We start from the raw sequence: 15,184 nt of genomic DNA on the forward strand, positions 1-15,184 counted from the left end.
CGCGGCCCGACTGGGCTGTCAGGCGACGCGGAAGTTCTTGAACTGCCAAGGATCCGACATGTCGACATCTTCCGGGAACAGGGGATTGCGCCCCTGAAGCGGCGTCCAGTCACCATAGGTTCCGACGAGCTTGCCGAGATAGGGCCGCGTGATCTCGAGGATGCGCGCATGGTCCATCTCGTCGGGTTCCACCAATCCGCGATTGGGATTCTCCATCGCCCAGATCATGCCGGCCACGACCGGCATGGTGACCTGCAGGCTGGTAGCGTTCTGATAGGGTGCCAGCTTGCGCGCTTCCTCGATCGACAGAACCGAGCCATACCAATAGATGCCCTTGGCATGCCCCATCAGCAGAACGCCGAGCTCGTCGACGCCTTCTGTGATCTCGTCCATCAAGATCCGCTTCTCGCGCTGCAGGTTCCAGTTCTTGCCGGCCAGTTCGTGCAACGACAGGACCGCATCGTCGCAGGGATGATAGGCATAGTGGACGGTTGGCCGATAAAGGATATTCTGGCCCTTGCGCAGGGTCAGGTAATCGGCGATCGAGATCGATTCTCCATGCGTGACCAGAAATCCGTGATAAGGCCCCTCAAGCGGCGTCCAACTGCGGATTCGGGTGCCGGCGCCCTGGCGATTGAGATAGATCGCGGCACCGCAGCCGAAGCTGTGTCGGCCGGCATCGGTGGGGAAGTGGCGTTCATGGCTGCCCCAGCCGAGTTCCGCCGGTTGGGACCCCTCGCTGAAGAATCCGTCCACCGACCAGGTATTGACGAATTCCCCCGGTTGCTTGGGCAGGTTGGAAACCTGGGTGTCCCGTTCCGCGATATGAATCACATTGACGTTGAGATGATCGGCGAGTGCCGCCCAACCGCTCCGTCCCGTCGGCGATGCCTCGACGCCGGTGTCGTGGGCGATATCGAGGAGCGCCTGTTTCACGAAATGGGAAACCAGGCCGGGATTGGCGCCATGGGTCACGACGGCAGTGGGGCCTTCATCCCCGGTCCTGCGCCGGAACTCCAAGACGCTCTCGCGCAAGGCATAGTTCGAACGCTCGGACGGCGAGAGCGCGTTATCCGTATAGCCGCCGCACCAGGGTTCGATGCAGGTGTCGAGATAAAGAACGCCCCGGCGATGACAGAATTCCATCAATGCCAGGCTTGAGACATCGACGGACAGGTTGCACAGAAAATCGCCAGCATCCAGCAGCGGGGTGAGAATTTCGATATAGTTTTCCCGTGTCAAAGGTTGAACGGTGAATTCAATTCCCATGGCTTCGGCCTCGGCGCGGCCGCGTTCATCGGCGGTGACGATTGTAATTTTGACCGGGTCGCAATCGATATGCCGGAGGATGAGCGGCAATGTGCCTTGGCCGATACTGCCGAAGCCCAGAATGACGATGCGGCCGAAAAACGTGACGTACTTTTTTCCCGAAGAAATCGCGGGGTATGACAAGGGAAAGTCTCCTTTGGAAATGCGAGGTATGCCCTCACAATCTCCGGCGGGCGGATTTCCCTAACGTTTCAGAATGGGGGGATACGGTTACCAATGCGATATGGGATCTGGCCGGGCTTTGGAAAGTGGGCCCCTTCCCGCGGGGGAAGGGGCCGTTGAAGCCTATTTTACCTGGAAGGCGTTGTTGTCTTCATTCATCTCGCGGATACGGTTGGGGTCGTCGATCCGCAATTGCAGCGAGGTCGCGGTTTCGAGCGCGCCTCCCAGTTCGACCTGAACGACCTGGGACTGGCCCCCGGCGATGGCGGGAATCAGCGTCCCCCGCACACTTGCCGCGCCGGGCGCCGCGCGCAGCGCCTTGAGATTGGTCGGCGTCGAGGCCAACTGGCCGAGATTGGTCACCTTGACGAAAAGCTTGTTGGGCAAGGCGGGGACCGGCTGCACGTCTTCGACCACCAGGTCGGCGAGGAGCAGGGTTGCGGTGACACCCTCGACGATCACCGGGTTGACGATGTCGGGGGCCGGCGCGAGATCGTCGGTGGCTGTCGGGATTGTACACGCGACCGAATAATCGGCGATGTTCGAGATCTTCTTGTGCGGCGCCACGATCTCGAGTTGGTAATAGCCCTGGATGAGGTTGGGATCGCCGGGCGCTTTGAGGCCGAGTTCGCCGCCAGATCCCTGTGCTGCCACAAGACCACCCTGCTGCGGATCCTTGCGGTCGATCTCGACGACATGGTCGAGGAACTTGATATCGGCCTTGGCGAAGCTCGCCTGATAGACCGGAGATGCGACGCCGAGATGGTCGCGGAAGCGGTACTTCACCACGCCCGGCCCGTTGGTCTCGATGGTCGGGTTGAGATGCAGTTCCGCCGGGCAATGGCCGACATGGTCCTTCACCGTTGTCGCGAGTGCCACCTGGCTCACCTGGAAACCGACGCTGATGCCGTTATTGCCGGCCGGCTGAAGATCCGGGTTGCGTGTAATCTCGATGCCCGTGCGTTTCTGGCAGACGACATTGAAATTGCGATAGCTCGGCTGGCTTTGCTTCCAGAAATACCTGTTCTCGCCGGTGGCCGTGGTATAGGCGACCGCGGCCACATAGCGGAACTCGTAGGGCAGGACCGTATGCCGGTCCTCGGCGAAGATCTCGTCGGAGCTCAAGCCCTGCTGCGATAATTCCTGGCGCAGGTTGCGGCAGGCATTGCGTGCCGAAATGCCGATGCTGTTGTCGACATTGGGCTGGGTCCACCAGGCATCCTTGTCGACATGATGAGTGGAACTTGGATGCTGCACCCACGCGGCATAATTATATGGGCTGAAATCTGAAACCTCCATGTCACCACAGCAGGCACCCGTGACACCAGCCGAGGTGATCGGCGCGAGGCCGACGATGAGATAGGATTCCGCCACAGTGAATTTCTTCTTCGAGGTCTTCGCCTCGACATGGAAGGGAATGGAAAGCTGTGTCGGCAGGGCCGTGGCCCAGTCGAGATTGTCCGGGATCACGACGATCGTGTCATAGGTGCCGAGGGCGGCTGCCTGTTCGTTCTCGGCGGCGGTGATCTCCGGGTCGGACATGGATTCAGAACCTGGCGTGTTGTCGGCGGACGCAGCGATGCTGGAAAATGCCAGCAGGGTCCCGGTTGCAACACTGCGCATGAGAAGATGCTTGATCATGGTCGCTTCCTCCGCAAGCACCGGTCGCCGCGATGGCGCCGGTCGCTGGAAGGAGGTCGCCGCCGCGATGGCTTTGCGTTCGACCCGATCACATCCTTGTCACAGATGTTGCGGCCAATGGTGACGGGCGTCACCGAACCCGATCAAATGCAGTTCAAATCACCACGGCGATCCTGCGACATCTTCGCACTCTCAAACGTCTCTTGCACATGGCCACATGTCATCCCCCGCATGGCATGAATCCGTGGCCGTGCCGATTATGTTAGTGAAAACAAGATGCGAAGAGCGGGTGCAGGGATCATCCCAAAGGCACATAAAATTCAGCGCGTCTTTCTTAAGATAGCCATCCTAGCATGCGCGATTTTCGCGATTTTGTGTGGGTAAAAAATTAACAAACCATGACTAGGGTCCGGCGCTCCGACGACCGCACACAACAGAGTTAGTTTGATTCGATGACGACAAAACACGCGACCTTGGATGGTCTTGATATTGACTACATAAAAATTGGCGCCACCGAGCTTGAGCGCGTGTTCGAATTGCACAAGCGGCTTCTGCAAGGACAGCGCGGCGGCGTGCGCGCAAATCTGAAGTTTCATGATCTCTCGCATGCGGTATTGCGCGATGCCTTGCTCGCCGAGGCCGATCTCACCGGAGCGAAGTTGATGGGCGCCGATCTTTCGGGGGCCGATCTTCGAGGTGCCTGCCTGTTCGGGGCCGATTTGCGCCGCGCGACTCTGGCCTACGCCAATATGACGCGCGTCGATCTCCGTGGTGCTTCCATGCGCGGTGCCTGCATGGCACGGGCACTTTTGGTCGAGGCCGATTTGCGCGACGGTTACCTGATGCGCAGCAAGAATGGCGATCTGCTGCCGATGACGGCAAGCCAGAATGCCACGGAGTTATCGGAGGCGACGATGATGCGCGCCGATCTCAGCCGGGCGAAATTGTCAAATGCCTTCGTCATACAGGCCGATTTGCGCGACACCGATTTGCGCGGTGCCGTGTTCGTGCGCGCGGACCTCAGCGGCTCTGACCTCACCGGCTGCAATCTCGAAGGGGCCGATCTTTCCGAAGCCAATCTGTCCGGGGCCCGCCTCGATGGCTGCATCCTTACCCGTGCCACGCTCAGGGGCACCAATCTCTCCTCCGCCAGCTTGCTTGGGGCGCTGCTGGACGAAGTCGACCTCTCCATGGCCAATCTCAGCGGTGCCGATGTCCTGCGCAGGCTGGATGGCATCGACGGGATCATCGGCAATGCTCTGCGCCTGCACCGGGAATGGATCGTCAGCAATGGCGCCAAGGGAAAGCGCGCGGACCTCTCGGGTCTCGATCTCGGTGGACAGGACCTTTCCAACATGAATCTGTCGGCGGCTGTGCTGAAGCAATCCTCGCTGCGTGGCGCGAATCTCTCGGGAACGGTTCTTGCCATGGCGGATCTATCGATGGCCGATCTGCGCGAAACCAAGATGTCGGGCGTCGATTTGCGCGGCGCCTGTCTGGAACGGTGCACTCTTTTCGATGCAATTCTGACGAATGTTATCGCCCGGCCGATGGAGCTGCGCAGCGGCCAGAACTGGCCGACCAGTTTCAGCAAAGCCCGGCTGGCCCGTGTCAATCTCGCGGGCGCCGATCTGACGGGCGCACGTCTGGATGATAGCGATCTCACGCAGGCCAACATGCGGAACACGATTTTGCACCGTACCGTGCTGACCGATGCCATTATGACCATGGCGGATCTGCGCGAAGCCGATTGGGCACATGCGGATCTGCGCGGGGCACGGGATCTGCTGCTGCCCGTCGCCGCGGCCTGACGGTTACATATCCGCGGTCTGCCTGAGCCAGGCGCAGGCTGATCTGCCGGCAACCCGGCCGCTGGCAAAACAGGCGGTGAGCAGATAGCCGCCGGTGGGGGCCTCCCAATCCAGCATTTCCCCGGCGCAGAACATGCCGGGCAAGGCGCGCAGCATCAGATGATCGTCGAGGGCGTCGAAGCTGACGCCGCCTGCCGAACTGATCGCTTCCGCGATGGGCCGTGGCGCCGTGAGGCGCAGGGGCAGGGCTTTCAACGCGGCGGCCAGGCGCTGCGGGTCTGCCATCACTTCTGGCGGCAGGCATTCGCGGAGAAGGGCCGACTTGGTGCCATCGAGGCGCAGGCGCGATTTCACGTGCGAGGAGAAGGAGCGGCTGCCGCGCGGGTGCATGAGTTCCTTCTCGATCTGCGCGACATTATGCTGGGGCAGAAGATCTAGTTCCAGCACCGCCACGCCTCGGTCGGCGATGGCGTCGCGCAAGAATGCGGAGAGGGCATAGATCAATCCGCCTTCGATGCCATGTTCGGTGATGACGCATTCCCCCGGACGCCGCGCACCGGCGAAGTGGCCCACGACATTCTTCAGCGGGGCACCCGCATGTTTCGCGCGGAAGGCCTTGCTCCAATTGATCTCGAAGCCGCAATTGGCTGGCCGCAAAGGTGTGACCTCGACACCGCGCGCGGCGAGCAATGATTGCCAGGCGCCGTCCGAGCCCAGTTGCGGCCAGGAACCGCCGCCCAATGCCAGAACGGTGACGTCGCCTCTTGCCGTGACCTCGCCGCCGGGTGTCGCAAAGCGCAGGGCGCCTGTTGCATCCCAGCCCAGCCAGCGATGGCGCACATGGATGCGCAAGCCTGCTTGCCGCAAGCGGTGCAACCAGGCGCGTAGCAAGGGTGCCGCCTTCATCTCCGCCGGAAAGACGCGGCCCGAACTGCCAACAAAGGTTTCGATGCCGAGTTCACTGATCCATCGACGAAGATCGCTGGGCCCGAAATCGTTCAGCCATGCCTTCACACGCGGCGCCGCGGCGCCATAGCGCCCGATGAAAACCTCGATCGGCTCCGCATGGGTGATGTTGAGCCCGCCCTTGCCGGCCATCAGAAATTTCCGGCCGAGAGACGGCATAGCCTCATAAAGATCGACACTTGCGCCACCCTTGAGCAACTCCTCCGCCGCCATCAACCCAGCCGGGCCGCCGCCAACGATGATGGCTGATCTAGCCTTCATCGCTGTGCCGATAGGGCGAGAGGGTGGCGAGCCCCGCCATCTCATGCTCCAGCGCCTGGCGCTCGCGGTCGAGGTAATCGGCGATGGCGGCGCTGAAATTCGGATCCGCGATCCAATGCGCCGAATGCGTCTCGACCGGCAGATAGCCACGCTGGATCTTGTGCTCGCCCTGCGCGCCGGCTTCGACCCGTTTCAAACCATGGGCGATCGCGTAATCGATTGCCTGGTAATAGCAGCACTCGAAATGGAGATAGGGGACATCCTCGATACAGCCCCAATTGCGGCCGTAAAGCGTATCGCGGCCCACGAGGTTGAGCGCACCGGCGATGGGCTGATTGTTGCGGAAGGCCATCACCAACACGACCTTCTCGCGCATGCTCTCATGCAACGCCGCGAAGAAGGCCCGGGTAAGATAGGGCCGCCCCCATTTCCTGCCGCCGGTATCCATATAGAAGGCGAAGAAGGCATCCCAATGCTCGGATTTGAGGTCGTCGCCGGAAAGGGCGCGGATATCCAGCCCCTGTGCCGCCACCTGTGCGCGTTCCTTGCGCAGGGCCTTGCGCTTGCGTGACGAGAGCGCACCCAGGAAATCGTCGAAACTCCGATAGCCCTGATTGTGCCAGTGATATTGGCAGCCCAGCCGATGCAGATAGCCATGTTCGGCGAGGGCCGCTGCCTCATCACCGGTGCAGAAGGTGACATGGAGCGATGAGAGTCCCGAATTCTCGGCGGTCTGCGTAAGCGTGCGGATCAGCGCCTCGCGGATGCTCAGTTGCTGCGGCGAGGGGCGCACCAGCAGGCGCGGTCCCGGCACGGGCGAGAAGGGGGAAGCGACCTGGAGCTTCGGGTAGTACTTTCCCCCTGCGCGCTCATAGGCTTCGGCCCAGCCATGGTCGAAGACATATTCGCCCTGGCTGTGGCCTTTCACATAAAGGGGGGCCGCGGCGTGGATCTCGCCGGTCGCATCTTCCAGCACGATATGCTGCGGCAGCCAGCCGGTGCCGCGCCCGACCGAGCCGGAGATCTCCAGCGCCTGCAGGAAGGCATGGCTGACGAAGGGATTGTCGCCCCCGGCGCAGGCATCCCATGCCGTGGGCGCGATCTTCTCGATCCGGTCGATGATGCGGGCGGTGAGGGTGAGTTCTGGGTCAGACATTGCCTACCCGCTCACCCTCGAATCCATTTGCCTCACGCAAACTCGACGATGGCGTCGACTTCCACGGCGACATTGAGCGGCAGTACGTTGACGCCCACGGCCGACCGGGCATGCTTGCCGGCATCGCCGAACACCTCGACCATCAGATCCGAAACCCCGTTCGCGACCTTGGGCTGCTCGCTGAAGCCATCGACGCAATTGACGAAGACGCCGAGCTTGCAGACCCGCTTCACCCGGTCGAGATCGCCCAGGGCCAGCTTTAACTGCGCGATGATGTTGAGGCCGCACAACCGCGCCGCCTGCTGCGCCTGTTCGGCGGTGAAATCCTGGCCGACCTTGCCCTGGAACTTGAATTCGCCATTGAGCACGGTGACCTGGCCCGAGACATAGGCGGTGTTGCCGGCCAGCACGACCGGCACGTAATTGGCGACCGGGACGGCGGCCTTGGGCAGCTCGATCTTGAGTTCGGCCAGTTTGGACTCGATTTTGCCAGCCATGGGTTTTCTCCTTGCGATGTTTTTTATGGGTTGCGGTTTCGGAGGCGATCCTAGCGGGTCGGCGCGCACCAATCCAGACCGGAAGGCGCCCCGAATTGCTCTGCCCGCGCCATGTTCCGCCAGGCGACAAGGGGTGGATTTATGCTATGAAAGGGCCCTCAATTCCTTCAGCCATGCGTTTTCCCGCCCGTGACCCAATCCAGCGACGATTCCCTCTCCGTCCCACCGCCGGTTATCCCCGAATCCGAGGCAATCGCCCTCGCTTCCCGGCATTTCGGCCTCAGCGGCAACGTCGCGCGCCTCACCAGCGAGCGTGATGCCAATTTCCATCTGGTGACGGAGCAGGGCGAATTCGTCCTCAAGGTTTCCAACCCGGCCGAGCCGGCCTTGGTCACCAATCTCCAGACCCGGGCGCTCCTCCACATCGCGGCGGTCGATCCCGATTTGCCCGTGCAGCGTGTCGTGCCCAACCTCACTGGCAGCCACGAAGAGACCATCACGGGGCCGGGCGGGCAGGGGATGATCCTGCGCCTCTTCACCTATCTCCCCGGTTTGCCGCTCCACAAGGCCGAGCGCAGCGTCGCACAGCGCCGGGCGCTTGGTACCGCTTTGGCGCGGCTCGGCCTGGCCTTGCGCGGGTTTTTTCATCCGGCGGCGGGACATGAACTCCTCTGGGACATCAAACATGCCGCCCGCATGCGGGATCTTTTGCCGCATATCGAGGAGCCGGCCCGCCGCGCGCTGGTCGAGCGCATCCTCGATAACTTCGATCGGCATGTGACGCCGGTTCTCCCAAAACTCCGCGCCCAGATCGTGCATGCAGATTTCAACCCACATAACGTGCTGGTGGCGGAGGACGATCATGCTTGCGTCGCCGGGATCCTCGACCTCGGCGACATGGTGCACACGCCGCTGGTGAACGACCTCGCCATTGCCGCCTCCTATCAATTGGCGCAAGTGGGCGATCCGCTCTCCGAGGCGGGCGATCTCATCGGGGCCTATCACGCGGTGACGCCGCTCGAGGAAATCGAGATCGATCTGCTCTACGATCTCGTCGGTGCCAGATTGGCGACCACCGCGGCGATCACCTCCTGGCGCGCTGCGCGCTATCCGGAGAACCGCGATTATATCCTGCGCAACGCGCCCCGGGCCTGGGCGGGCCTCCAGGCCTTCGCCGCCTTGCCGCGGCGCGACGCCCAGGAAAAACTGCGCCGCATCTGCGGAATTTGAAGGAGATCTGATCATGGCAATGGTGAATCAATATGTGCCCGGCCGCGAGGGCGATCTCGATCCGCGCGATATTGAGCTGATCCGCCGCCGGCAGAAATTGCTGGGCCCCGCCTATCGCCTGTTCTACGAACAGCCGCTCCACATCGTGCGCGGCGAGGGTGTCTGGCTCTATGACCGCGACGGCAAGGCCTATCTCGATGTTTACAACAACGTGGCCTCAGTCGGTCATTGCCACCCGCACGTTGTCGAAGCACTCTCGAAACAGGCGGCTGTGCTCAACACGCATACCCGCTACCTGCATGAGACCATCGTCGATTATGCGGAGAAGCTGCTGGCGAAGTTCCCGCCCGCTTTGCAGCACGTCATGTTCACCTGCACCGGCTCCGAGGCCAACGATCTCGCCATCCGCATCGCCCGCTCCTATACAAGGGGCAAGGGTGTCATCGTCACCAAACTCGCCTATCACGGCCTCACCATCGCCATTTCCGAACTCTCGCCCTCGCTCGGCGATTACGTGGAACGCGGCGAGCATGTCCGCCTGGTGCCGGCGCCCGATACCTATCGCATCGAGGGGGATGTGGGCGCCGCCTTCGCCGCCGGCGTCAAGCAGGCCATCGCCGACATGCAAGCGAAAGGCATCCAGCCCTGCGCCCTCCTGGTCGACGGCATCTTCTCCAGCGATGGCGTCTTTCCCGGCGAACCCGGTTTCCTGAAGGAAGCCGTCGCGGCGATCCGTGCTGCCGGTGGCATCTTCATTGCCGACGAAGTGCAACCGGGCTTTGCCCGTGTCGGCCCGCAATGGTGGGGCTTTGCGCGCCACGATCTGGTGCCGGACATGGTGACGATCGGCAAGCCGATGGGGAACGGCCATCCCATCGCCGCCGCCATCATGCAGCCGCATATCGTGGCCGAATTCGGGGCGAAGTCGCGCTACTTCAACACCTTCGGCGGCAACCCCGTTTCCTGCGCTGTCGGCCGCGCCGTTCTTGAGGTGATCGAGGCGGAGGGCCTCGCGGAAAATGCCGGGAAGGTCGGCGCCTATATGCTGGATGGCCTCAACAAGCTCGCCCAAAAACATGAGATCATCGGCGATGTGCGTGGCGCCGGATTGTTCCTGGGGTTGGAATTCGTCAAGGACCGCAAGACCAAGGAACCCCTGGCCGTCGCCGCCACCCACGTGGTCAACGACCTCCGCCGCCGCCGCGTTCTCATCAGCGCTACCGGCCCCGGCGCCAACGTCCTCAAGATCCGCCCCCCGCTGGTCTTCACCCAGGAACACGCCGACATCTTCCTCGACGCGATGGAGAAGGCGGTTGCCTCGTTTAAGGGGTGAGCCAGATGTTTGACTTTCACAAATGGCAGGATTGGCTGGAAAGGCAGTCATCCTCAATGGCGCTGAAAAGCGCGGTGATCAGTTTCCGAAAGACTGGCGACGACTACCCCTTGCCAGGTGTGGCGCTAGCGCTCGAGGGATCGAACGCAGTTGCTGACTATCGATGCTGGATCAATGGGTTTGTTGACTTCGATATTGCACTGCTCCGCAACGGTACTGCTGAAGTCATGGTCAATGAGGCCATGATCGCCGTCGACGACGATTCGTTTGAAACGACCTTCCAGACTTTCCTGCAACGGTTCAGGGAATTGAATGCCGAGCAAACCAAGTAGCATCGCAAGGTTGCTAACCACCTGTTGTCATCCCCGCGAAAGCGGGGATCCATTCTTCCGGTAATTCGATGCATGGATGTCCGCCCCGCCGACGCATGTCGGCCTTCGCCGACGAGCGCGGGCATGACAAAGGAGTAGAGCAAGGTCGGATTGACTCCACGCCCCACCTGCCTTAGTTATTTCGCTTACGCCAACACCGCCTTGAGGCCGACTTTGCCGAAGATCTGACCGATCTCAGTGAACGCTGCGTTCATCCGCGCCCGGATTTTACCGGGTGTGGGAGATTGGTGCTGTTGGCGGTGTGCTGGGATCGGTTGTGGCAAATTGATTGCCTGGCTGACGCATTCGTACCAGATCCCGCTTCGGCCCGTTTCGCACCCCGCCTGACCGCATTCCGATAATCTTTTTCTGCCGCCCGCAGCACTTCCAGATCGGAAGGCTGTCGGATCGTGTCTCGGATTTCTTGCGGGCATAGCGCCCATCTCCACCTCGTCATCGCGTCCACCACCACGCCCCAAGTCCAACGTCATTGTGCAGGCTGCAAGGCCGAGCGTCCCTTCGCCAGCAGCGGCAAGTTCCGCGTCAACGCGCAGAAGAAGCTGATCGACGTCTGGCTGATCTATCGCTGCAGCAATTGCGACCAGACCTGGAACCATCCCATTCACGAACGCCAGAAGGTCAAATCGCTCTCACCCGGCGAGCTCAATGCGCTGATGCAGAACGACGCGGCGCTCGCTACGCGCTATGCCCATGATCTCGGGCGCGGCGTGGCGGGGGAGGTATTCCTGGAACGCCGCATCCTTCAGCCGGCCACGGAAGCCACCCAGGAAATCCGCGTCTCGATCGCGGTGCCTGCCGCCGGCATACGGCTTGATCGTGCCCTGGCGCTGGGCCTCTCCTTGCAGCGCGCCGAGGTTCAAACGCTCGTCGAAAGCGGGTCACTCACTCTGCGGCCCAATTCGGCCAAGGCCCTGCGCCGCCCGGTCCAAGACGGACAGGAAGTCACGATCGATCTCGCGCGTTGCCCGCCGGAACTGGTTGGAAAGTGTCGTCGCACTCTCATGGGTTCCCGTTGAGCATCGAGCGGGCAATACGGGCGAGATCGGCAGGTGTATCCACCAGTCGATCCGCGCCGGCGGTTTCAAGCTCGTCTCGGCTGCCATAACCCCAGAGTGCGCCGAGACCGCGCATGCCGACAGCATGGGCGCCGGCAATATCGTGCCGGCGATCTCCGACCATCAGGCTGCTGGATGGCGAAAGATCGTGTTTCGCCACGATATGGGCGAGCAGTTCCGGCTTGTGATCCAGTTCGCCGCTCGGCACGGAACCGTGGATGCCGTCGAAATAGGTGGCGAAGTTCAGATGCTCCAGGATGCGGCTGGCGAAAGTTTCCCTTTTCGATGTCGCCAGATAGATCCGCAACCCGCTTTGCTTCATCTCGTCGAGGGCTTTGCCGATCCCCGGGTAAGGCAGGCTGCCGAGATAGCCGCTGTCGCCGTAATGCCGGCGATAGGCCGTGACGGCTTCACCCACTCTGTCGTCGCCATATGATCGCAGCAGGTGCTGCATGATTTCTTCCAGCGGTGGCCCGATGAATCGCCTGACGTCGAGGGTTTCATCCGGTTCATGCCCAAGGGCGCGCAGGGCCGCCAGGCAGCTTGCCAGGATACCGGGACAGGAATCGACGATGGTGCCGTCGAGGTCCAGAAGAATGGAATGCGTCATGAGCTCAAGCTCGCGACCAGACGCAGCATGTCTTCGATCATCTCTGGATCCTTCTCTCCCGGCGCACGTTCCACACCCGACGAGAGATCCACGCGCGTAGCCCCGGACCGCGTGATCGCTTCTCTCACATTCCGCGCATTCAGCCCGCCCGACAGGAACCAGGGCTTCGCAAAGCTTCGTCCCCGCAAAAGATTCCAGTCGAAGCTGGCGGCATTCCCGCCCGGCAGCACGGCGCCGGGCGGCGGGGCCGCATCGAAGAGATAATAATCGGCGACATCTTCATGCGCCTTCACGGCGTCAAAGGATTCAGCCGTGTCGATGGGCAGGGCGCGGATGATGGCCGTCTTCCATCTCGCTTTCAGATCCGCCGCGCGCTGCGGGGATTCCTTGCCGTGGAGCTGGATGAAATCGGGCGTGAAGTTCTGAAAGATTTGGTCGAACAGCACGTCACCGGCATCCACCGTCACCGCGACGCTCTTCATGCCGCGTGGCATGCGCTTCGCGAGTGCTGCCGCCTGCTCGGGCGGAACATAGCGCGGGGAGGGTGGATAGAAGTTGAACCCCACATAGGCAGCCCCACCCTTGGCGGCGGCAAGAAGCGCCTCCGTTGTCTTCACCCCGCAGATCTTGACCTCGATTTTTGCCATCTGTCTACGCGTCGTCGGCCGCGTTGCGCGCCTTCTCGACAAGCTGATAGACGCGTGCCGCATCCTTGACGAACTCGAAGCGCGGCGCGTAGCTGGTGCTGCGGCTCTTGCCGCTGCCGGTGGTGATGTCGCGGCCGAAGGCGATTGTCCCGGAGCCGTCTGCGCGCTCCTCCAGCTCGACTTCCGCCAGGTCATTCAGCGTCACGGTCTTCTGCGTCTGCCCGAAGGCGTTCACGCGAATGATGGCGCGCTTGTCGGTCAAGGTATAGGCGGTCCGGCCGCGCTTATAGGCTTCCCAGAAATACCGCCCGATCAAGAGATAGGCGCCCACCAGAACGAAAGGAATGCCGAACAGCGTGAAATAGGGCGGCGCCGTCATCGTGTAATGGGCCGTGTACATCCAGAAAACCGAGAAGCTGAAGAAGACCAGTCCGAATGCCGTCAGGAAGATGTCCCGCGACCGGAATTTCAACCCGGGCTCGGGCGCCCCCTTCCACAACAGCTTCTCGCCCGGCAGCAACACCTCTCGACCCTGCATGCGCCACTCTCCAGCTCTGCAACTTATGGCGGCGATTATTGCTGAAGTTTCACCAAAAGAAAACCGGGCCTGTGATGGGCACAGACCCGATGGGATGGGTGGAAAAGATATGTTAGCGTGAACTGCCCGCAGCGAGACAGGCAGGCTCATGCACAGCTTGAAAATCTCCGATGAAGAGCTTTCCCGCCTGACCCAGGAAGCCATGTCGCTGGCCCTGAAATATTGGGCGTCGGTTGATGCTCTCCCGAGCTATCCCGTCACCAGCGGCGAAATCACCGCCCAACTCTTTTCCCGGTCCTGGTCGGAAAAAGGGCTGGGAAGAATGGTCCTGGATGACTTCACGAAGATCGCGGCACATGTACGTCCCTCGGGCGGGCGTTTCTTCGGCTATGTCCTTGGCTCGGGCGAGCCGGTTGGGGCGCTTGGGGATTTGCTTGCCGCGGTGCTCAATCAGAACGTCACCTCCTGGCGCTCGGCGCCTGCGGGGGCGACCATCGAGCAGGCGGTTGTGGGCTGGCTGGCGGATGCGGTCGGATGTCCCGGTTTGAAGGGGAGTCTGTGCGGCGGGGGATCGGCTGCAAACCTGATGGCCCTCGCCATGGCGCGCGAAGCAAAGCTCCCGGCAAACGAGGTGGGCGCGCGTCCGTGCGTGGTCTACGCGTCGGAACAGGTCCATATGTCGATCCCGAAGGCGATCGCCCTGCTGGGTATCGGCCGCGACAATCTTCGCCTGATTCCCGTCGACGACGATTTGCGCATGCGGACGGATGCGCTGGAAGCGGCCATCACCCTCGACCGGGAAGCGGGGAGAACGCCTCTGGCAATCGTTGCAACGGCCGGCACCGTCAATGTCGGCGCAATAGATCCGCTTCCGCAGATAGCCGAGATAGCAAGGCGTGAGGCTCTCTGGCTCCATGTTGACGGGGCTTACGGTGGGCTGGCGGCCCTTGCCGCTCCCGAGAAGTTCCGTGGATTGGATCAAGCAGATTCCCTGTCGCTTGATGCGCACAAATGGCTTTATCAGCCGCTCGAATGCGGCTGTCTGCTCTATCGCGACAGGCAGATCGCGCACAAAACCTTCTCGCATAGCGGCGACTACGTGAAAATTACCGCCGAGGACCCTGTGGAAGCGTTCGCGTTCTTCGATGAATCAATGGAATTGTCGCGGCGTTTTCGAGCGCTGAAGCTCTGGATGTCGTTGCAATACCACGGGCGAGCGGCTTTCCGTGATGCAATCGCCAGTGACTTGAGCCACGCTCAGCTCTTGGCGCAGTCGATTCGATCGCATCCTGAGCTGGAGCTGCTCGCGCCGGTAACGCTCAGCGCGGTTTGTTTCCGGCACCGCACGAAAGACAACGCGGCCATCCTGCGACGCTTGATCGCCCGCGGCCAAGTCTATCTATCCAACGCCACGATCCACGAACAATTCGCCTTGCGTGCCTGTTTCGTAAATCATCGAACGACGCGCGAAGACGTGCATGCGATCGTCTCGGAAGTCATCGCCACGGCCAACGAACTCAATCGTTGATACGCCTGTCGTTCTGCCCTGCATGACG

Annotated in this window: 14 protein-coding genes; 6 read left to right on the forward strand and 8 right to left on the reverse strand. The window is 61.7% G+C overall.

What is annotated here, in order from left to right:
- Nucleotides 1–18 precede the first annotated feature (18 nt).
- Nucleotides 19–1,452 carry a homospermidine synthase gene (locus tag ACE3PR_RS19985; protein WP_374375715.1) on the reverse strand — a complete coding sequence of 478 codons (1,434 nt, stop codon included), beginning with the start codon at nt 1,450–1,452 and terminating at the stop codon, nt 19–21.
- A gap of 162 nt (nt 1,453–1,614) precedes the next feature.
- The gene (locus tag ACE3PR_RS19990) at nt 1,615–3,132 is read right to left on the reverse strand and encodes a CARDB domain-containing protein (protein WP_374375718.1); all 1,518 of its coding nucleotides are present in this window, start codon (nt 3,130–3,132) and stop codon (nt 1,615–1,617) included.
- Nucleotides 3,133–3,584: 452 nt separating this feature from the next.
- On the opposite strand from ACE3PR_RS19990, the gene ACE3PR_RS19995 reads away from it, so the two are divergent.
- Entirely contained in the window at nt 3,585–4,943 is a 1,359-nt protein-coding gene (locus tag ACE3PR_RS19995) for a pentapeptide repeat-containing protein (protein WP_374375721.1), read from the forward strand.
- A 3-nt stretch (nt 4,944–4,946) separates the two neighbouring features.
- On the opposite strand, the gene ACE3PR_RS20000 is transcribed toward ACE3PR_RS19995, so the two are convergent.
- Genes ACE3PR_RS20000 through ACE3PR_RS20010 form a run of 3 tightly spaced genes read right to left on the reverse strand, consistent with a single transcriptional unit; the run spans nt 4,947 to nt 7,823 of the window.
- Nucleotides 4,947–6,170 (reverse strand): TIGR03862 family flavoprotein, encoded by a 1,224-nt coding sequence (locus ACE3PR_RS20000; protein WP_374375724.1) that lies wholly within the window; start codon nt 6,168–6,170, stop codon nt 4,947–4,949.
- Entirely contained in the window at nt 6,160–7,326 is a 1,167-nt protein-coding gene (locus tag ACE3PR_RS20005) for a GNAT family N-acetyltransferase (RefSeq protein WP_374375727.1), read from the reverse strand. The genes ACE3PR_RS20000 and ACE3PR_RS20005 overlap by 11 nt, the downstream gene beginning before the upstream one ends.
- A gap of 32 nt (nt 7,327–7,358) precedes the next feature.
- Nucleotides 7,359–7,823: a RidA family protein gene (locus ACE3PR_RS20010; protein ID WP_374375730.1), complete on the reverse strand. Its 465-nt coding sequence runs from the start codon at nt 7,821–7,823 to the stop codon at nt 7,359–7,361.
- 189 nt (nt 7,824–8,012) lie between these two features.
- On the opposite strand from ACE3PR_RS20010, the gene ACE3PR_RS20015 reads away from it, so the two are divergent.
- The 4 genes from ACE3PR_RS20015 to ACE3PR_RS20030 all read left to right on the forward strand — a co-directional run bounded on the left by ACE3PR_RS20015 (nt 8,013) and on the right by ACE3PR_RS20030 (nt 11,794).
- Nucleotides 8,013–9,053: a phosphotransferase gene (locus ACE3PR_RS20015; protein ID WP_374375733.1), complete on the forward strand. Its 1,041-nt coding sequence runs from the start codon at nt 8,013–8,015 to the stop codon at nt 9,051–9,053.
- 13 nt (nt 9,054–9,066) lie between these two features.
- A complete protein-coding gene (locus ACE3PR_RS20020; protein ID WP_374375735.1) occupies nt 9,067–10,386 on the forward strand; it encodes an aspartate aminotransferase family protein in 1,320 nt (439 codons plus the stop codon).
- A gap of 5 nt (nt 10,387–10,391) precedes the next feature.
- Nucleotides 10,392–10,718, forward strand: a complete 327-nt coding sequence (locus ACE3PR_RS20025; protein WP_374375738.1) for a hypothetical protein — start codon at nt 10,392–10,394, stop codon at nt 10,716–10,718.
- Nucleotides 10,719–11,167: 449 nt separating this feature from the next.
- Nucleotides 11,168–11,794: a DUF1062 domain-containing protein gene (locus ACE3PR_RS20030; RefSeq protein ID WP_374375741.1), complete on the forward strand. Its 627-nt coding sequence runs from the start codon at nt 11,168–11,170 to the stop codon at nt 11,792–11,794.
- Here the strand turns inward: ACE3PR_RS20030 and ACE3PR_RS20035 are convergent.
- The 3 genes from ACE3PR_RS20035 to ACE3PR_RS20045 are packed head-to-tail and all read right to left on the reverse strand — an operon-like array spanning nt 11,778 to nt 13,628.
- Nucleotides 11,778–12,443, reverse strand: a complete 666-nt coding sequence (locus ACE3PR_RS20035; protein WP_374375744.1) for an HAD hydrolase-like protein — start codon at nt 12,441–12,443, stop codon at nt 11,778–11,780. The genes ACE3PR_RS20030 and ACE3PR_RS20035 overlap by 17 nt on opposite strands.
- Nucleotides 12,440–13,090, reverse strand: a complete 651-nt coding sequence (locus ACE3PR_RS20040; protein ID WP_374375747.1) for a phosphoribosylanthranilate isomerase — start codon at nt 13,088–13,090, stop codon at nt 12,440–12,442. The genes ACE3PR_RS20035 and ACE3PR_RS20040 overlap by 4 nt, the downstream gene beginning before the upstream one ends.
- Before the next feature lie 4 nt (nt 13,091–13,094).
- Nucleotides 13,095–13,628: a PH domain-containing protein gene (locus ACE3PR_RS20045; RefSeq protein WP_374375750.1), complete on the reverse strand. Its 534-nt coding sequence runs from the start codon at nt 13,626–13,628 to the stop codon at nt 13,095–13,097.
- A gap of 148 nt (nt 13,629–13,776) precedes the next feature.
- Between ACE3PR_RS20045 and ACE3PR_RS20050 the strand changes: the two genes are divergently transcribed.
- Nucleotides 13,777–15,156 carry an aspartate aminotransferase family protein gene (locus tag ACE3PR_RS20050; protein WP_374375753.1) on the forward strand — a complete coding sequence of 460 codons (1,380 nt, stop codon included), beginning with the start codon at nt 13,777–13,779 and terminating at the stop codon, nt 15,154–15,156.
- Nucleotides 15,157–15,184: the final 28 nt, after the last annotated feature.

Source organism: Dongia sp., from assembly GCF_041909655.1.
In the GTDB taxonomy this organism is placed as follows: domain Bacteria; phylum Pseudomonadota; class Alphaproteobacteria; order Dongiales; family Dongiaceae; genus Dongia.